The 18491-nt window shown below is 43.4% G+C and carries 15 protein-coding genes and 1 pseudogene; 5 read left to right on the top strand and 11 right to left on the bottom strand.

What is annotated here, in order from left to right:
* The first annotated feature begins 171 nt into the window (after positions 1-171).
* Positions 172-4011 (top strand): magnesium chelatase subunit H, encoded by a 3840-nt coding sequence (gene bchH, locus AC4II3_RS08490; RefSeq protein ID WP_488013519.1) that lies wholly within the window; start codon positions 172-174, stop codon positions 4009-4011.
* A 188-nt stretch (positions 4012-4199) separates the two neighbouring features.
* Here bchH and AC4II3_RS08485 read toward each other — a convergent pair whose 3' ends face one another.
* Positions 4200-4349, bottom strand: a complete 150-nt coding sequence (locus AC4II3_RS08485; protein ID WP_488013517.1) for a hypothetical protein — start codon at positions 4347-4349, stop codon at positions 4200-4202.
* Between the two features lie 316 nt (positions 4350-4665).
* Between AC4II3_RS08485 and AC4II3_RS08480 the strand changes: the two genes are divergently transcribed.
* Positions 4666-5142 carry a CYTH domain-containing protein gene (locus AC4II3_RS08480; protein WP_293051327.1) on the top strand — a complete coding sequence of 159 codons (477 nt, stop codon included), beginning with the start codon at positions 4666-4668 and terminating at the stop codon, positions 5140-5142.
* 61 nt (positions 5143-5203) lie between these two features.
* On the opposite strand, the gene AC4II3_RS08475 is transcribed toward AC4II3_RS08480, so the two are convergent.
* Entirely contained in the window at positions 5204-6193 is a 990-nt protein-coding gene (locus AC4II3_RS08475; RefSeq protein ID WP_488013514.1) for a DUF4351 domain-containing protein, read from the bottom strand.
* A 368-nt stretch (positions 6194-6561) separates the two neighbouring features.
* The gene (locus AC4II3_RS08470) at positions 6562-7491 is read right to left on the bottom strand and encodes a hypothetical protein (RefSeq protein ID WP_488029270.1); all 930 of its coding nucleotides are present in this window, start codon (positions 7489-7491) and stop codon (positions 6562-6564) included.
* Positions 7492-8618: 1127 nt separating this feature from the next.
* Between AC4II3_RS08470 and ndhL the strand changes: the two genes are divergently transcribed.
* The 3 genes from ndhL to trpA are packed head-to-tail and all read left to right on the top strand — an operon-like array spanning position 8619 to position 10072.
* The gene (gene ndhL / locus AC4II3_RS08465; RefSeq protein ID WP_293095318.1) at positions 8619-8864 is read left to right on the top strand and encodes an NAD(P)H-quinone oxidoreductase subunit L; all 246 of its coding nucleotides are present in this window, start codon (positions 8619-8621) and stop codon (positions 8862-8864) included.
* 30 nt (positions 8865-8894) lie between these two features.
* A complete protein-coding gene (locus AC4II3_RS08460; RefSeq protein WP_488013510.1) occupies positions 8895-9260 on the top strand; it encodes a DUF3007 family protein in 366 nt (121 codons plus the stop codon).
* A gap of 14 nt (positions 9261-9274) precedes the next feature.
* Complete coding sequence (gene trpA, locus AC4II3_RS08455; protein WP_488013508.1) at positions 9275-10072, top strand: tryptophan synthase subunit alpha; 798 nt, start codon at positions 9275-9277, stop codon at positions 10070-10072.
* Between the two features lie 35 nt (positions 10073-10107).
* Here the strand turns inward: trpA and AC4II3_RS08450 are convergent, their stop codons facing one another.
* From AC4II3_RS08450 to AC4II3_RS08415, 8 genes and pseudogenes are all read right to left on the bottom strand, one after another.
* A complete protein-coding gene (locus AC4II3_RS08450) occupies positions 10108-11139 on the bottom strand; it encodes an HAD family hydrolase (protein WP_488013506.1) in 1032 nt (343 codons plus the stop codon).
* Positions 11140-11467: 328 nt separating this feature from the next.
* Positions 11468-11668, bottom strand: a complete 201-nt coding sequence (locus AC4II3_RS08445; protein ID WP_488016829.1) for a hypothetical protein — start codon at positions 11666-11668, stop codon at positions 11468-11470.
* Positions 11669-11942: 274 nt separating this feature from the next.
* Positions 11943-12620: a LysE family translocator gene (locus AC4II3_RS08440; RefSeq protein WP_488016827.1), complete on the bottom strand. Its 678-nt coding sequence runs from the start codon at positions 12618-12620 to the stop codon at positions 11943-11945.
* Between the two features lie 167 nt (positions 12621-12787).
* The gene (locus tag AC4II3_RS08435; protein WP_488016825.1) at positions 12788-13777 is read right to left on the bottom strand and encodes a class I SAM-dependent methyltransferase; all 990 of its coding nucleotides are present in this window, start codon (positions 13775-13777) and stop codon (positions 12788-12790) included.
* 89 nt (positions 13778-13866) lie between these two features.
* Positions 13867-14868, bottom strand: coding sequence for a formylglycine-generating enzyme family protein (locus AC4II3_RS08430; RefSeq protein WP_488016823.1), 1002 nt, complete (start codon positions 14866-14868; stop codon positions 13867-13869).
* 126 nt (positions 14869-14994) lie between these two features.
* Complete coding sequence (locus tag AC4II3_RS08425; protein ID WP_488029271.1) at positions 14995-15336, bottom strand: element excision factor XisI family protein; 342 nt, start codon at positions 15334-15336, stop codon at positions 14995-14997.
* Positions 15324-15740, bottom strand: a pseudogene (locus AC4II3_RS08420) (XisH family protein). Before AC4II3_RS08420 ends, AC4II3_RS08425 begins: the two are co-directional and overlap by 13 nt.
* A 261-nt stretch (positions 15741-16001) precedes the next feature.
* Positions 16002-18134 (bottom strand): bifunctional metallophosphatase/5'-nucleotidase, encoded by a 2133-nt coding sequence (locus tag AC4II3_RS08415; RefSeq protein ID WP_488013819.1) that lies wholly within the window; start codon positions 18132-18134, stop codon positions 16002-16004.
* Between the last annotated feature and the right edge of the window lie 357 nt (positions 18135-18491).

Genomic DNA, 18491 nt, shown 5'->3' with positions numbered 1-18491 from the left:
CCGAAGTTCCCTGTTCCAAGCTCCGAAGTTGCCGACAACTGCGCCGAAGTCTCATTAGCAATTATTCTCAATCATGGCACGACTTACCCAAGGCCACTGGGAGGGTTAGCCGATCAGAACGATTATGATCAAATATGATCGAAGTGTAAAGAATTATTTCGATCTGCTTCCATGAAACGCATTGTACTGATAGCAGGATTTGAATCCTTCAACGCTGACTTGTATCGCAAAGCTGCTGAGTTAGCCACCATACGCTGTCCGGAACTGGATATTAGAGTATTTAGCGATCGCGAAATCACTGCCAACCCTGATACTGTAGACGCTGCCCTCCAAGATGCCCAAGTCTTCTTCGGTAGTCTACTATTCGATTATGACCAAGTGTTATGGTTACGCGATCGCATCCAACACATTCCCATCCGCTTGGTATTCGAGTCAGCTCTAGAACTGATCAGCCTGACTCAAATTGGTCAGTTCAAAATTGGGGATAAACCCAAGGGGATGCCCAAGCCAGTAAAATTCATCCTCGACAAATTCAGCAACGGTCGGGAAGAAGACCGCTTAGCCGGTTATATCAGCTTTTTGAAAATTGGTCCGAAGCTGCTGAAATATATTCCTGCTAGAAAAGTCCAAGACTTGCGTAATTGGCTAATTATCTACGGTTACTGGAATGCTGGTGGCTCAGACAATGTGGCATCTATGTTCTGGACTCTGGCAGAGAAATACTTAGAGCTGAAAGTCGGAGAAATTCCGCCACCAGTGGAAACTCCAAACATGGGGCTACTCCATCCGGACTACGACGGGTATTTTGAATCCCCACGACAATACCTAGAATGGTACAAAAGCTTCAACGTTAAACAATTAAACCTTATTGGGAAAAGCCCTACCAGCCCGCTAGCTTCTCAACACAACCTTAGAGAAAACCCTGTTGTCGGGATTCTGCTTTATCGCAAACATGTAGTTACAAAACAACCTTATATTCCCCAGTTAATTCGCTACTTTGAGGAAGCTGGATTAACTCCTTTACCCATCTTTATCAATGGTGTAGAAGGTCATGTAGCCGTGCGGGATTGGATGACATCTACTTATGAAACCCAACAGCGGCAACTGGATAACGTAGAAACTCCTTCCCTGTCTAAAGACGCTGTAGAAGTTGATGCCATTGTGTCTACCATCGGTTTCCCGTTGGTAGGGGGTCCAGCTGGTTCTATGGAGGCAGGAAGACAGGTGGCTGTAGCTAAACGTATTCTCACTGCTAAGAATGTCCCTTACTGTATTGCTGCACCCCTACTGATTCAAGATATTTACTCTTGGACAAGACAAGGCATTGGGGGGTTGCAAAGTGTCGTTTTATATGCATTGCCGGAATTGGATGGAGCAATTGATACTGTACCCCTAGGTGGTTTAGTCGGAGAAAATATTTATCTGATTCCCGAACGAGTTAAGCGACTGACTGGACGGGTAAAGCGTTGGATTCAACTCAGACAAACCCCACCAGACCAAAGACGAATTGCAATTATTCTCTATGGTTTCCCTCCTGGGTATGGAGCAACAGGAACAGCAGCCTTATTGAATGTACCGCGATCGCTTCTTAAATTCCTCCATACTCTAAAAGAGCAAGGTTACACTGTTGGGGAATTACCAGAAGATGGGGAAGAACTAATCCGCTGGGTGAAAGCAGCAGACGAAGGCTTGAATGGTGACAGCTTTAATAGTGACAGCTTGAATGGTGAATGTTCTAACCAGCAACCAGCAACTAGCAACCAGCAACCAGCAACCACAGTTAACGTTAAAACCCTACAAGAATGGCTAGGCTACTTGCTAACTACCCGTATTGAAAAACAATGGCAATCCTTGACTGGTACAGGAATCAAAACCAATGGGGATGAGTTCGAGATTGGTGGGATTGAGTTAGGAAATGTCTGGATTGGGGTACAACCACCCCTGGGTATTTCTGGAGACCCGATGCGGCTGATGTTTGAGCGAGACATGACCCCACATCCCCAGTACACTGCCTTTTATAAGTGGTTACAGAATGATTTTGATGCCCATGCGGTGGTACATTTTGGCATGCATGGCACCGTGGAATGGTTGCCTGGTTCGCCCCTGGGGAATACGGGGTATTCTTGGTCGGATATTTTGCTAGGAAATATCCCGAATCTATATATCTATGCCGCCAATAATCCTTCAGAGTCAATGTTAGCCAAGCGTCGGGGTTATGGGGTGTTGATTTCCCATAATGTACCCCCTTATGGTCGGGCTGGTTTGTATAAGGAGTTGGTAGTGCTACGGGATTTAATCTCGGAGTATCGGGAAGATCCTGAAAAGAACTATGCCTTGAAAGAAGCAATTTGTAAAAAGATTGTGGATAGTGGGTTAGATACCGATTGTCCCTTTGAGGATGCTAAGGGCTTGGGAATTGCTTTCAGTCCAGAGAATGCCCAGATGTTTAGTGCTGATTCCTTCAATCGCTATCTTGTCAAGTTGTACGATTACCTGCTAGTGGTCGAACAACGGTTGTTTTCCTCTGGGCTGCACACTCTAGGTCAAGTGCCTGATTCGGAACAGTTAGGGTCTTACCTCCGGGCTTATTTTGGGGAAGATGTCCCGGAAGCAATGGTTAAAGCCATTGTCGATGGAGAATTTGAATCCCAAACACCCGAAGCACGTGAACAGGTCGAGGATGAGAAGGTTGAGGAGGCGTTACGGATTGGTGAGTTGTTGATGCAGACTGGGGAAGAGTTGAGCAATTTGTTGCGGGGGTTGAATGGGGAGTATATTCCTCCGGCTCCTGGGGGGGATTTGTTGCGGGATGGTCCTGGGGTTTTGCCAACAGGACGGAATATTCACGCTTTGGATCCTTATCGGATGCCCTCTCCAGCAGCTTATGAACGGGGAAGGGAGGTGGCCAGGAAAATTATTGCCCAGCATCTTGAGGAACATCAGGAGTATCCGGAAACTGTTGCGGTAATGCTATGGGGATTGGATGCGATCAAGACTCGTGGGGAATCCTTGGGCATTTTATTGGAGTTAGTAGGTGCAGTACCTGTTAAAGAAGGAACGGGACGGATTGTGCGGTATGCTTTGATACCCTTAGCTGAGGTGGGTCATCCTAGAATTGATGTGTTGGCAAATCTCTCAGGGATTTTTAGGGATAGTTTTGTCAATATTGTTGAGCTGCTGGATGATTTGTTCCGTAGGGCGACTGAGGCAGATGAACCGGAGGAAGAGAATTTTATCCGCAAGCATGGGTTAGCGTTGCGATCGCAAGGGGTAGATAATGTTTCTGCTCGCTTGTTTTCTAATCCAGCCGGAGATTATGGTTCTCTGGTCAATGACCAAGTAGTCGATGGTAATTGGGAATCGGGAGATGAATTAGCGAATACATGGCAAAGCCGCAATGTATTTAGTTATGGACGGCAAGATAAAGGTCAAGCCCGTCCGGAAGTCATGGAGCAGTTGCTAAAAAGTACCAGTCGTATAGTCCAGGAAATTGATTCAGTGGAATATGGGCTGACGGATATTCAAGAATACTATGCCAATACTGGAGGCTTGAAGCGAGCAGCCGAAAAGCAAGGGGGTAAGACCGTTAATGCCAGTTTTGTGGAAAGTTTCTCAAAGGATACTACACCCCGGAAGCTAGAGGATTTGTTGCGGTTGGAGTATCGGACAAAGTTACTCAATCCCAAGTGGGCTGAAGCGATGGCCAATCAGGGGTCTGGGGGAGCTTATGAGATTTCCCAACGGATGACAGCATTGATTGGTTGGGGGGGTACAGCTGATTTTCAAGATAACTGGGTGTATGACCAAGCAGCAGATACTTATGCCTTGGATGAAGAAATGGCCAAGAGGTTGCGACAGGCAAATCCTGAGGCATTTCGGAATATTGTAGGCCGGATGTTAGAGGCAAATGGACGAGGATTCTGGGAACCGGATCACGAAACCTTACAGAAGTTACGGGAGTTGTATGATCTCGCCGATGAGGAGATTGAAGGCGTGACGGCTGTAGGATAAGAGAGTGTGGAGTGACCGGGTGTGGTAATCGGGTGTGGTAATCGGGTGAAAATCTTGCTCGTAGTCATCCCGATTCCTAAACCTGAAAATCTTTAACTTACTCGTTGACCCTACCCTCGTTGACCCTACATCCGTTTAGCCAATCAATAAGAGTGTGAGTATAGTTCTTTTCTCCTAACTATACTCATTCACCAGATGTTATGGCCTTTGCCTGAATAGCCTTGTTCGCTAGAGTCTTTAGTTTGCTTTTCTAACTCTTCAGCTAATTTGGCAAATTTTTTCATTTCATCAATTAATGCTACTGCTCCACTCTTTTGGCTTGTTGATTGTTGGGACATCGATGTTTATCCTGATAATTTTACTTACATTAGCCGCACCGTAGATTTACTCATATAGGAACTCTACGAAATTGGCTCTCTATTTTTATATTTCTTGCGACAATAAAAGAATCCGGATTAACTCTGGTATTTTAATATGAAGCAATCGCTAACTAAATAGGCAAGATTATAAAGTTTTTGATTACTATAGCAATAAGCATAATGGTTCGGATTTGCTCTGATTTTAAAATTGACAATCAACAATAGTTAATGAACAATGGTCAATTTTTAATTAACCAATGACTAATAATACCCATTCACACTATAATTTTTACCCATGGCAACGGAAATCGAACGAAAATTTCTAGTTAAAGGCGAAGAGTGGCGGAAACTAGGCACTGGTAGTGTTTATCGCCAAGGTTACATTCGTACAACTAACCGCACTACTGTCCGGGTGCGCCTGGTGGGAGATCAAGGATATCTTACTATCAAAAGTCCCAAGGTGGGTTTTTCTAGAAAAGAGTATGAGTATCCTATCCCAGGCTCCGATGCTCAAGAAATGCTCGATACTTTGTGCCAGGGTCCACTAATTGAGAAAACTCGTTATAAAATTGAACACGCTGGCTTGATTTGGGAAGTGGATGAGTTTGCTGGGGATAATCAAGGATTAATTTTGGCAGAAGTTGAACTAACTGATGAAAATCAGGACATTGAACTACCAGAATGGATTGGAATTGAAGTATCTGATGATCCGAGATACTTCAATTCCAATTTAGTTCAGCATCCCTATACTCAATGGTTACACAGAATCTAGGCTATAGGGTGTGGGGTGTGGGGTATGGAACAGAACTTGGATTTATATATCAGGAGTTGTTTTAATCAGCGGCTTCCGGTAGTGCTGGCAGATGGTCTACTAATTGCTCAACAGAGTCTACATCGATGGCCACATCCATTAACTGTTCTAACTTTTCGACACTCAACCCCTTCACACGAGCTTGAATCTCAGGGGATAGGTCTCCAAAGCGCCTGTGAAGCAATCGTAGTAGCAGTCGCTCAGCTTCTTCCTGACGACCTTCTTGACGACCTTCTAAAATACCTTCTTGACGACCTTGCTTAATGCCCAACCTTTCGATACTCGTGACATACTTCATGTTGACCTCCTGTTCGTACTGGTTAAGTTCTTCACTAAAGGCTTGTTCTAGTGCTGAGGGTAAGTGCATTACCCAGTCGATGAAGTGATATAAGTTTAGGATGTCTTGTCGCTGATACCCTTGCTGGTACAATCGTCTGGTCAGAGCCATTTTCCAGATTTTCCGTTGCTGGCCATCACTGCGAGTATCAACTGCTTTCAGGTGAGCCATGATCACCGTGGCAAAGGGATTGGCACTTTGTTCTAATTCTGGCCACTGCTGTTTGTAGTCTAACAGTTTCACCATCAAAAAATTGAACTGGATTTTACAGCCGAAGATTTCGCTACTGTATTGGGTTGGTCGCCACTGGGGGTTAGCATCACTCAAGACTGCTAAACTAGCAACCGGTCGATTGTAGCGTCCGCTAATCCGATGGTGGTAGGTGTACATCCGTTTGGCAAACTCCGTCTGTTTTTTCCCTTGGACTTCCACATGAATTAGGATCCAGGCTTCTTGACCATTGTTGAGCCAGACCTTAACCAATTTGTCAGCCAATCGACGTCCTACTTCCGCGTCTCGCACCACCTTTTGCAGTTCTTTGTCGAGGAATTCACAAGGGCGAGACCAGTTAATTTCACTGTGAATGTGGGCAAAGCATAGGGCAATGAAGGGCTCAAAGTACCATTCCAGGGTGTCTTTCCAGGGGGAATCATAGTCCGCTGCTGGGTTAATCATTAATTTTCTCTAGCTGAGCTGATTCATCTAATTAATCACCAAACCGACAAAGGCGACTCGTCCTTAAGCTGTAGGATCCATTAATCATCCACCCTACAGGTAACGTTAATGCTTAAATCCTGATCTAGCGGTTTATAGCCTAATGAGGTACACAAAATCTTTACCTCTTCTCCCTGCTCGCTGCGCCCTAACACCTAAAAATTTCTACCTAACCTAATTGAAAAATTATCAACTTATTCTTTATAAAAACACAAATCACCTGCACCGAATCTAGCGGTATCAATACCATGTAAAATTTATCAATTTGAACCACTAGCAGCAATCAAAGTATTATCTTAAAATGGGGGAATACTAATATCAGTAAACCCCTAAAATAGAGTATAGCCATCGAAAATTTCGAGACTATCCGCAATTACAAAGATGCCACGATTAGCTTCAGGATTGACTTCAAAAGTTGGTTCAAAAAATCCAAGTGGTTCTTCTAGGGTAAAGATTACTGCCTCTAGCCCTTCTACTTGCCCATCATCGGCCACCGCCAAGCTAACCGTTGCATTTTGTTCTGTCAGCTTAATGGTAAAACCGAACAAATCTGATGCTACCGGAGGTACTACTATTTCTCCTCCTGTTACTGCCAAAGATTCCAGATTGAATTCTAGTATTTCAGGAGCAGTGACGGTTACAGTTATTCCTTCTACTGGTGGAGCTTCACTCAGGCTAAGGTTAACATTAGCAACAGTTCCCTCAGATTCGATTAATAGTTTAGGAGAAGTACTTAGGCTAACTTCTGGTAAAGAATCTGGACTATCTTGAATAGGGATAACTTTGGGAGTATCCCGAATTAGAAACGTGCCACGATTAGCTTCAGGATTGACTTGAAAAGTTGGCTCAAAAAGTCCCAGTGGTTCTTCTAGGGTAAAGGTTACTGCCTCTAGCCCTTCTACTTGCCCATCATCGGCCACAGCCAAGCTAACCGTTGCATCTTGTTCTGTCAGCTTAATGGTAAAACCGAATAAATCTGATGCTACCGGAGGTACTACTATTTCTCCTCCTGTTACTGCCAAAGATTCCAGATTGAATTCTAGTATTTCCGGGGCAGTGACGGTTACGGTTATTCCGTCTACTGGTGGAGGTTCACTCAGGCTAAGGTTAACCTTACCAACAGTTCCCTCAGATTCGATTAATAGTTTAGGTGTGGTACTGAGGCTAACTTCTGGTAAAGAGTTTGGATTATTTTTACTATTATTTGGTTTAAATTTATTGGGTTTAAATGCTTCTTTGAAGACTATGTTCAGTGTCATGTTTTTCCATTATTTTAGAGTACGTCATGCCACAGCCATAATCGAGTTAAACGAAAGAAAAATTATCTGCACCCAAGCTAGTTTAATCAGTACCCTGTACAATTGCTAAATATCCATGCTAGTAGCAATTAGGGGTTTTATTGTTGGCTGATACTGACCTCTTCAAAGCCAATACTCAAACCAGCAATTCGACTCAAATTTTTTCTATTCGTGAAATCTTTAACCATATTAGCAAATTTAAAAATTTATGCAACCCCAATTCATAATTGGTTTGTACCTGGGTCACTAGGAATGGTTTTGTTAGCACCAGAAGTAGCAAAGAAGTGATCCGTTAAAAACCGCATCGTCAGACGCGCTTATGGTTTATATTTATTAGTAAAAATATCTTACCGTTTGGTATAGATAAAAACTCTAAAGTATTTTCCTTGAAGAAGCAACGCCAGTACTTATCAAGCAAATAGGGCAAGCTTGATATTTTCGGCAGGTTTTTGAGGTGCGGACTTAGTTACTATAGCGCCATAGTTTGGTTAGCAACCCTTAGTTAACCAACCACAGTCATCTAGCAACTTTTTTTGCCATGCTCTGATAAAAATGGGGGCGGTGGGACTTGAACCCACACGACCGTTTAAGGTCAACGGATTTTCATTCTCCCGTAGCTTTCGCTACTGCCATAGCTGGCTCTTGAGAATTGGACTCTCCCTTTACCCTCGGCTTTACGTTAGGGTAGCTCCCGTCGAGTCTCTGCACCTTCCGAGAGGTTTTCCCGGCTTGGCTCAGGATTGCCTTATCTGTTACCAGACTTAGGTTTCCCTGAGTTTGAGAGCATTCACATGACAGATTTCTCCATCAGTGCTCAATTTCCTTAAGTCCGTAGCGTCTACCATTCCGCCACGCCCCCTGGTTGATATCACATAGCTGTGGGTTTTGATTTACCCATCAACCACTGTGATTTCACTGTTATCTATTTAACCATGAACTGAGCCTACTATGCAAGTATAGTATTGAAATTTTTGAAATTTTTAAGATGGGGCAAAGTCTGCCTCTGGGGGAACACAGGGCAGCATGTTCGACCTAAGGTAATATAGTAGGGTTGAGCGATTGACCTGCATGTCACGCTACGCGAACGCATTTTTGTCTTCTGTGTCCTAAACCAAAATTCTATGATTACTGCGATACTATACCTGTCTTTGGCAGGAGCCTACTTATTGGTATTCCCTCTCGCCATCTATCTCTACCTACAGAAACGGTGGTACGTTGCTAGCTCCTTCGAGCGGGGCTTCATGTACTTCCTGGTCTTCTTATTCTTTCCAGGTTTATTACTCTTCAGTCCAATCTTAAACCTCCGCCCCAAGCGGCGTCAGCCACAAGGGTAAGTTAGTTACTTAAGCGATCATTAGTAATTCATGCGACGAATTGACGCGATTGGAATTGCCCTTGGTATCTTTGCTGCTGGCGGCATAGCCTACTTGATCTTTCAGCTCGCTGGGTACGATCAAATCCAAGCCGGGATTTGGAGTCAAGTCCTCTTGGTTGGGGGGTTATTTGGGTGGGTGCTAACCTACCTGTTTCGAGCCCTGACCCAAACCATGACCTATAACCAGCAGGTGAAAGACTATAAAGATGCTGTCCTGCAAAAGCGACTCGAAGAAATGACACCAGAAGAACTTGCCCAACTCCAAGCAGAGGTGGAACAGGAAAAGCGTTTGACCAAGGCAGAGGGCGATTCCTCCATATCCCCCCTTAAGCAGGAGGGGCAGGGGCAAAACTAGATGACGAATGACCAATGACAAAAATTTCCGATTGCTTCGGATCCCTGAGATCTAACTCCCAGTGTGCTCTGATTCCTTTTATTACCGCTGGGGATCCCGATTTAGAAACCACAGCCAAAGCCTTGCGGGTACTCGACCAATCCGGTGCTGACATCATTGAACTGGGAGTACCCTATTCCGATCCTTTGGCCGATGGTCCAACTATCCATGCTGCTGCTACTAGAGCATTACAAAAAGGTGTGCAGTTGGATGATGTGCTGGCAATGGTAAAAGACGTTAGCCCAGAGATACAAGCGCCAATTGTCCTATTTACCTACTACAATCCCATTCTCAACCGAGGGATTAATTCCTTCTTAGAGCAGATTGCTGAAGTGGGGGCGAAAGGGTTAGTGGTGCCTGACTTACCCCTGGAAGAAGCTCAAATCTTGCTGAAACCTGCAGCAGAGCTTGGGATTGAAGTGATATTGTTAGTGGCACCAACTTCACCAACAGAACGGATTGAAGCGATCGCTAAACAGTCTCAGGGCTTTATTTACCTGGTCAGTGTTACCGGTGTCACCGGGATGAGAACTCAGCTGCAATCACGGGTAAAAGACTTACTCAATCAGATGCGTGGTGTAACCGATAAGCCCATTGGGGTTGGCTTTGGGATCTCCCAGCCAGAACAGGCTAAGCAGGTCAAAGATTGGGGGGCAGATGCAGTGATTGTCGGTAGCGCTATCGTAAAGCGTTTGGCAAATGGCACCCCATCAGAAGGGTTGTCAGCCATTGGGGACTTTTGCCAAAGCCTGAAATTAGCCATTAGGGAGTGAAGCCATCAGTAGTAAGTAGGGGTTGGCATTTACTGTCACGGTCTAGGATAGCGATCAGAAACTACTGAGCGGATTAATCCTTCGTATTTAGATTCTGTTTCATATCCAGATCGGTTCTCGGATTGAAATTCTTTCTGGGATTTATCGATTTCGTTTCCAAACACTGTTACGAAATCCTCTTTCATACTGATAACTGTCCAACCACGAGCCTCGGCCTCCCGCAGAGCATTCTCCGCACCTATATCATATACATATTCGCGGGGATCATCGTGGTGAACCAGCATCATCAAAGCTGGCCCCTCCTGCTCGTCAGTGTACTGAAGCATTTCTAAATCACCATCGGAATTACCAACTGTAATAATTGGTTTTTTACCAATGTAGCGGTCAATGTCCACTACTTTACCTTCGTTATTATTAATCGGTTTGACCAATATTGGCGTCTTAACCAAAACATGAGAGCCATCGTCTTTGGTAATAAACTTGGTTTGGACAGTGGTACCAATAATATTTTCAGGGGGAACACCGTAGGCATCTTCGGCATAGGAGCGAATGAAATCAAGTCCCGCCCGAGAACAAATATAGACCTTGAAATCATTACTGCTGAGATAATTGACCAGTTCAACCATGGGCTGGTAAGTAACCTTTATGTATGGCACTCCAAAGTCGGGATGCTTTGAATTATCCAGAAAGAACCTCGCCTTCTGTTTATAGTCTTCCGGTGTTAATCCCTGGAGTTTGAGGTCTTCAAAAATGGCATTCCTTTTAGTGGAAAAGGCATTCCCTAGCATATCTTTGATAAATAACCCGTAAATATTTTTTGGTTTTTCATTCCACAGGGTTCCATCATTATCAAAGACCGCGATGCGTCCGCTAGGACGAACGTAGTTATCACTGTTGGGATTGGTAACCTCTTGCACAAATTCAAAAATCCTTTGCTTAGCCGCACCCTGATTCCAAGAGACTAAGGGGTCATAGTCGGCAGCAGCAGGAGGACATCCAAAAAAACCTCCTAGGCAAAACACTGATAATAGAATCGATAGGAAAACTAAGAACGTTCTTTTTTTCATGAGCTAAGATTTCTCGGCTGTAATTGCTGATCCGCTTCAAGGCAAACAAGGCTATTTTTACCGACCAAACCAATCTTGTCAATAAGCGCTATGCGCAATGGCTTTAGGCATGCATGCTAGAGGCAAAAGTTGACGTGCATTAGCGCACCGAGGGAGTAGGTTTTTACATTTATAGTCAGCTGATTGCTGTTCGCGCAGCGTGTCCGTAGCGCATATACTTACAAAAAAAATAGCCGTAGAAATACTATCCACGGCTATGTCAATCACATATGTCAGAAGTTTCCAAAACCCTTGGTGAAGGGGGGAAACCCCCCCAAAATTTAAGGTGTTATGGCAACAGCCAATACTTGGTCATAGTCGTCATCACTTCACCTGGAATATTAGTCGGTTCCAGAGGAGTCCATTCAGCAATCTCGGCATAGCCTAGGGCATACAGCATCTGCATACTCTCAATTACTGATTGACGAGGACCTTTCAGAGTGTGCTGAGTTGGTTGTTTCTTGAAATTGCGAGTAAAGGTTTCTGACATCGTGATAAAGTTCAACTTGGTTTATATTGATTATTGTAATGATTATATTTTTATTTGTCAAGGGTTTTAAAAAGTTTTTTTTGAGAGTTTTAGGGTTCGTTAAAAAAAGCTATTGCATAGGATGGGGAACGATCTGCTGTAAATGCGTACATTGGATTCGAGTTTTTCAAAAATATTCATACTATGACTAAGTATATATCATTTTCATTAAACGCCTGTAGTGGATTGGTTTCATAGTTCAAGCCACCATACAAGATAAACTTGATCGAGCTGATTACGAATTATAGGCCATAAATTGTAAGGTGCTGTGAGGAAAAAGCCAGATCTTTGCGAATCCCAACACCGAAAAAAATAGACCAAAAAAGATTACTAATGCTCCAGCAATACGGTTCAAAACAACCAAATATATTGGGTTTAATAGTTTTTTCATCAAACTGAGGAAAGTCACTAATATTAACCACCAAAGGGCTGAACCCATGAAAATACTGGATAGGATTACAGTCAATAAAAAAACTTCATTATAGTCAATCATATTAAAAATTTCTGACTCAGTTATTAGGATACTCGCTACGATTATGCTTTTAGGATTTGTTAGGGCAAAAAGTGTCGATCCCAGATACGTTTTTATTAATCCTGACTTTTGCATATTATCTGCATTAATATCGGATATATCTTTGCGGATATTAGAAACTCCAAAGTAGCAGAGAAAGAACCCACCTATTATTTCTAATATTCCAAGGTGAGTTGATAATAAGGATTTAACCGCAACGAGTCCTGAAAATCCTATAAAACTATAGGTAGTATGAGCAGTAGCCGCTCCTAGTCCTGTAGCCAAGCCATACTTGCTACCATAAGATAAAGTATTTTTTGTACAAAGGACTGCGTTACCACCAAAAGGCAAGGCAATAAAGAAGCCTATAAAGATACCAGATAGCAATAATTTTGTAATCATTAATCACCTATTTAACACATTAAAATTATAAATTAAGTAGGTGGGCTTAATTATCCGTAAAATAGCGATTGAGATTCAAAATGCTTAAAAACCCTTTAATAAAGGCTTTCAGCTTCATTTTCGTATTTTTTATTTTAACGTTTATTTATGCCCACCTACTTAACACATTAAAGAAGTGGTTTTACTAAAACTTCTTCACATAAAAAAGGAGCCGGAACATAATGTTCCCCAAGGAAAGAAATAAATTTTTCCAAATTAGATCGATCATTAGATGCAACAAGTTCATAAAAATTAGTGCTATTCCAGATCATATACGCATATTTAAAGTGATAACTTATAGAATATACTAACTCATCCAAGGTCACTTGACATTGTTCCATCTCTTCAAGGATCTGCGAAACTTTTTGATCGATGTCAGCTTTAGTAAAGTAATGGGGCTTAAACAGGTTATCCTTTAGATGTTCTCTCCTTTCATACTCATCACGGACAGGATTAATCAGCTTTTCACAAAAGATCATTAATCCATCACTTTTAAGTAATCGCTTCACATATGCAATTTGAGCTTTACGATTAGGATCATACATTTGAAATGTTGTATTTTCATAGATGACATCAAAACCATATTTGAGATAAGGACGATCGTTTCTTGCTGAAATATACTCAGGGGTGATGTCTGCAAAAGGTCCGATATAAAAATCGGAATAGCTGTGTTGGCAAAGCTTATGGAAATTTTCTCCATTGGCTGGATTTGGAGAGTCAGTTAAAGTCCTAATCATGCCTTGGGAATATTCAGCCAGTGTTCTTGCATTTGTTCCATCTGCTGAACTTGTCTCATAATAAGTAAAAGGATTTTTCTCATCTTTTAGTCGGTGTTTTGCTAACCTTTGTAGAGCTACACCGATTCGGCATTGCTCTTCTATAAAAAAGGGAATACTGGCACAGAGATGTTTATAGAATGTTCCTATATTGCGTTGAAATACAGTATGATATTCTCGGTATTCATTGCTTTTACTTAAAAAGTCAGAGGCTGCATATATGCTTTGTGTAGGTGCTTGAGATGTACCCGCAGCAATATTCTCAAAATGGTTCAGGAGAGAGGTTACACGAGGCCCTTTAAGCAAAGTAGCTCTGATTTGATCATAGTCAAATACTTCCATATTTAAAAAATATAATGAAGAACAACAATATCATCTGCATATTTTGTATTTCTTGTCAATGCGCAACTCCTAGTCATCTCAACTGGACATTATATAATTAAACGAAAACCAATGTGAGTCGTTCCTGTATCCGGTGATTGAGACTCCCGAGCAGCAGGACGATAGCGACTACAATAATTAGGAGCACATAAGTAAGACCCGCCTTTAATTACATGTTTAGCAACACCCGGTTCTCTGGGGTCGAAGCTTTCTTTTTGATTAGGTCCTATAGGATTAAGACTGTGGGCTTTGCCATTGTGACCGATGCTATACCAATCTGAAGTCCACTCCCAGACATTACCAGTTATGTCATACAAACCATAACCATTGGGTTCAAAAGAACCTACAGGTGCAGTGCCGGTGTGACCATCAGCTTTGGTGTTGAAAAAGGGGAAGAATCCTTGCCAGGTATTCGCCTTCTTGGCGGAGTATTGCTCACCCCAGCTGTAGGTAGCATCATCGAGTCCACCGTGAGCAGCATATTCCCATTGGGCTTCTGTGGGTACTGACTTGCCTGCCCACTTAGCATAGGCTTGAACGTCTTCATAGGCAACATGGACGACGGGATAGTTCTTTTTACGTTTAATGTTGCTCTTCGGACCAAAGGGATGTTGCCAGTCAGCTCCAGGAGTCCACTTCCACCAGCTCAGGTAACCCACAGGTCTAACCCCATTGTCCGGCATCTGAAAGACTAGGGAACCAGGGGCCCGTTGCTCCTCTGTTAAGTCGGGAAACTGTTCCGAAGAGAGGGGGCGCTCTGCTACTGTAATATAACCCGTTTCCTTGACAAATTTGGCAAATTTCCCATTAGTGACTTCGTATTTATCGATGCAGAAGCTCTCAACGGTAACATCGTCCGCAGAGCGCTCGGAAGGATAGTAAACGTCGGAACCCATCTTGAAAGTGCCCCCAGGAATGAAGGTCATACCTTCAGGGCAGCTATTTACGGTGGGAGATGCCTTGACTGGTGTGGCAGTGACAAAGACTAGGCATACTGTCAGGAAACTGAGAAAAAGTTTGAAGAGAAGTAATTTTAACCAAGGAGTCTTCATTGTTGAGTCAGAAAAGCTATTAGTACGTAAGTATTAAGCGGTCAGCGATCAGTTTAGCTATCAGCCGTTGCCCAAAGACCAATGGTACCTCAAGTAGCGTGGCCATAGCCCATAAGCTGAATATCACTAAGCCACTCCATAGCCTGTGTAAGGACGTTTATAACTGGGATGTAAACCGAGAATAATATCGTCTTTTGGTATACCCATTTCCACCAAATCTTGTGCCAAATCAGCTTCTGTCATATTTCGCTGAATCCAAATTCTACCATCTTTGATATCTAAATGGATGAAACAGTTATAAACTCGTTTGAGTCCATCCCAGCCGATATCTAGAAGTTGATAATGGTCATGTTCTGTATCAAAAATAAGTTGACCTTCAATCTCTGAATCTGAATTATTCGCTTCTAATGTGGCATGATTAGTTAATAGTTGGCGAATTATTAATCGGTACTTTTCTAATTTTTCCATTCGATTATTACCTCTTCAACAGGCTTGTAGATGAGTAATTTTACTTGATAAACCTTAACGGCTTCTTGGGGCAATTTTTATTGGAAGAATGATTCAAATGTATCAACAGGAACTCCCAGATAAAGTATTCTATCTGATTCGCTCATTTGTAATGCTAGACGATAGTTTAAAAATTGACCTAGTGCCGCATGAAAATCTGTAATTGCCGAAGTATTGAGGAAACTTTTTATTTCAACTGCTATTTTTCGTTCTGCTTTTTGAGCTGCTATAACTTTATCTGCTGCTAAATCTATTTCAAGCTTAACTCCCTCAATTTTAATTTTTAGGGGATCTGCTGTGATAATCCAATCGTCTTTTCGGAGTGCTTGTTTTACAGCATCATGGAATAGGTCTTTGGCAGCCATTATTTTTTCTAAAACTTTTAGCACTATTATCCTTCAATAGTGAGCGGGATGCTTACCGCAACAAAGGATAACCGTTATAATGAGTAGTAGACTGACACAGCTAAAGTAGTAGAATATATTTTTGGTAAAAACTTTAATTGACAAGGGATTGAGGGATTTTTCTAAAGCACCATTTTAGTTGTGTCAGTCCAGTGGGTTTCATTTTCGGGCAGGCAGGATGCCCACCCCAGTCATTTCATCCCTTGATTCAGCAATGCTTGGTTATTCAGGAATGACTGTATCTTCCCGGAAAGCCAGGTTCTGAATTCGCTCGTCCAATGCCGGGTCAGTATCAGGCTGATTAAAGGCATTAGCTGCCGTGGGGAAGAATTCATTGAGGTATTCTGCCAGGGCATCCTGCTCGGAACCAAAGGAGGCAAAATTGGCAAAACCATCGAAAGGTTCAGAAAGCGCACCATCTCGGACCCCGTTTTTGTTGAGGTCTTCTTCAGCATCTAAAATCCCATTGCCATTGCTATCCGGCTCACCCCAGAAATCAACCCGATTGAACAAAGCTGCATTGGCACTCAAGAAGGTGGATAAGGGAGCGCCATCAGCCACGTAGCTAATGGTAACACCACGAAAGGTGCGGCTGGGATCCCCTACTAATTCACCATTTTGAGCCACTATATCGATAACTTGGTCTTGATCGTCCAGGACAACCAAAGATAGAACCCGATCATTAGCAGGACGAGTGCTATCAAAGCTAAATTTAAGCCGACCGACTTGGGGAAACTGGCCGGGAGTCGCACCTGGAGCTGTTGCTGCTACCGCATCCTCGATGGTTTCCAGCAATTGATCCGCTGTGACAGTAAACAGGGTAACTCCATTATTGAAACGGAGGGAGTTTGTGATGTCGAGTTGGGAAACTTCCCCTTCTTCCTTGCCCACTTCAGGATTGGCTGCTGGGGGCAACAGTTCAAAGTCATTGGGGTCGATGCCACCGTTAGCAGCGCTAATCACCCCGATGTTGGAACGGATGCCACCTCCATTTTTGAAGGAAAACACGGTTGTAGCATCTACAGTTTTGGCATAGGCCAGGTTAGCATCAGCGGTTAGGTTACCCAGGTTGGTTTCTTCGGTGCGGACAAAAGCGCGATCGCCCCGCAGGAAAACTTTGGTATTGCCAAAAATATTGCTATCCTGAGTACTGATCACTTCATCCAGGGTATTGGTAATTTCTACAACCTCTGGATCTGGGGTTCCTCCTACCGCTTCAACTCCTTGATCATCTGTGGCGTAGGCTCCACTAATGTTGGGGTCAATACTGCTGGGAATCAGGATACCGTTTGCATCAAAGTCCACCACCAGACGACCCACATACTTATAGGTGGCATCCGTGTTCACAACAGCGATCGCATTTCCATCTCTATTGGTTTTGAGAATAGGATAGGAACCGCCACTGGTATCTCCCAGCCGAAGATGATCGGTGGCATCAGAAAGTAAGGTGTGAGACCCTCCCGCCACGATTATATCTACATCCCGCAAACGAGGGGCTAACTCATCCCGCTCAATGGTCAACTGTTGCATGTGAGCTAGGAGAATAATCTTGTTGATGCCTGTAGCCGTCAGTTCATCCACCGCAGTTTGGATGTTAGCAGCCAGGGCATCATAGTCTGTTGGATTTTCCGGGAACACCGTGACTCCATCAGAGGAAGAGATGGTAGGCAGAAGGGGTGTGCTTGCTCCCACAATACCAATTTGCTCACCATTGACGGTGATCACTGCAGTCCCCGCAACCTGTCCTGCCGGAATAGTACTGACTTCTTGACCGTTTGCACTAATAAGGCTTGATAGGTTAGGGTCTGTGCTGAAATCCAGGTTTGCACTGAGATAGGGAAACAGCGCCCCACGGTAAGCTCCATCAGGTTGAATGATATCCCGCACTTCCTTGCTGCCGAGATCGAAATCATGATTCCCAAAGGTGGAAGCTTGGATACCGAGTTGATTGTGGATTTCGATATTGGCATGACCAATACTAGCTTCTCCGACAGGGGTCTCGTTCAACCTAGGATCGCTGCCCGCAAACAGGAACGGACTGGGAATGTAGTTGTCTCCAGAGGAGAGGACAAGGGTATTGGGGTAGTCCTCCTTGAGAGCATTCAGGACGGCGGAAAACCGAGGAGCATCTTCCAATGCGGCCAGTCCAGCCTCAAAATCTGAAGCATGGAGCAGTTGCAGGGTAAAAGGCTCTGCATCTGAGTCAACCACCTCTGGCTCAGGGTTACTGGTGCCTGTAGAGCCTATATCGGGGATGGGTCGATTCTGTTGTGCTATCACCAGGTAGGCAACGATGGCCAAAACTAGGGCGATCGCGACTGCTACCCCTATTTTCCAAATACGGTTCCAATTCATTAAATATACCTAATAGCTTATCTGTGCCTTGTTTACCCTATCAAGTTATTGCTTTTTTTTGGGCGTTGCTGAATTATATAATGGTTTCACCAGGAAGGGGGATTTTGTGATATTTTAAATAATAAATAAGAAGCCTAATTGATAACTCCAACATTGTCTTGATGCAATAGCGAGTGGTTTGTTCGCGTTCGCCTTTGGCGTGGCCTATGGCCAAGCGTGGCCATAGGCCAAGTTACCGTAATATAGGGTCGCATTATTCAAAAATATTTAACCATTTTATGCATAACCTGCTAACTATAAAGTTTCACGGGGTGACAAGGCAATTGAAAGTCATACAGGTGTTAGGTTTTAGGGGTT

The sequence above is a fragment of the Moorena sp. genome, assembly GCF_982860115.1.
This window is presented reverse-complemented; position numbering and strand designations above follow the sequence as displayed.

Coding starts and splice junctions, on each gene's coding strand:
- bchH (WP_488013519.1), top strand. CDS start 172: ATGAAACGCATTGTACTGATAGCAGGATTTGAATCCTTCAACGCTGAC.
- AC4II3_RS08485 (WP_488013517.1), bottom strand. CDS start 4,349: ATGTCCCAACAATCAACAAGCCAAAAGAGTGGAGCAGTAGCATTAATT.
- AC4II3_RS08480 (WP_293051327.1), top strand. CDS start 4,666: ATGGCAACGGAAATCGAACGAAAATTTCTAGTTAAAGGCGAAGAGTGG.
- AC4II3_RS08475 (WP_488013514.1), bottom strand. CDS start 6,193: ATGATTAACCCAGCAGCGGACTATGATTCCCCCTGGAAAGACACCCTG.
- AC4II3_RS08470 (WP_488029270.1), bottom strand. CDS start 7,491: ATGACACTGAACATAGTCTTCAAAGAAGCATTTAAACCCAATAAATTT.
- AC4II3_RS08460 (WP_488013510.1), top strand. CDS start 8,895: ATGCGACGAATTGACGCGATTGGAATTGCCCTTGGTATCTTTGCTGCT.
- trpA (WP_488013508.1), top strand. CDS start 9,275: ATGACAAAAATTTCCGATTGCTTCGGATCCCTGAGATCTAACTCCCAG.
- AC4II3_RS08450 (WP_488013506.1), bottom strand. CDS start 11,139: ATGAAAAAAAGAACGTTCTTAGTTTTCCTATCGATTCTATTATCAGTG.
- AC4II3_RS08445 (WP_488016829.1), bottom strand. CDS start 11,668: ATGTCAGAAACCTTTACTCGCAATTTCAAGAAACAACCAACTCAGCAC.
- AC4II3_RS08440 (WP_488016827.1), bottom strand. CDS start 12,620: ATGATTACAAAATTATTGCTATCTGGTATCTTTATAGGCTTCTTTATT.
- AC4II3_RS08435 (WP_488016825.1), bottom strand. CDS start 13,777: ATGGAAGTATTTGACTATGATCAAATCAGAGCTACTTTGCTTAAAGGG.
- AC4II3_RS08430 (WP_488016823.1), bottom strand. CDS start 14,868: ATGAAGACTCCTTGGTTAAAATTACTTCTCTTCAAACTTTTTCTCAGT.
- AC4II3_RS08425 (WP_488029271.1), bottom strand. CDS start 15,336: ATGGAAAAATTAGAAAAGTACCGATTAATAATTCGCCAACTATTAACT.
- AC4II3_RS08415 (WP_488013819.1), bottom strand. CDS start 18,134: ATGAATTGGAACCGTATTTGGAAAATAGGGGTAGCAGTCGCGATCGCC.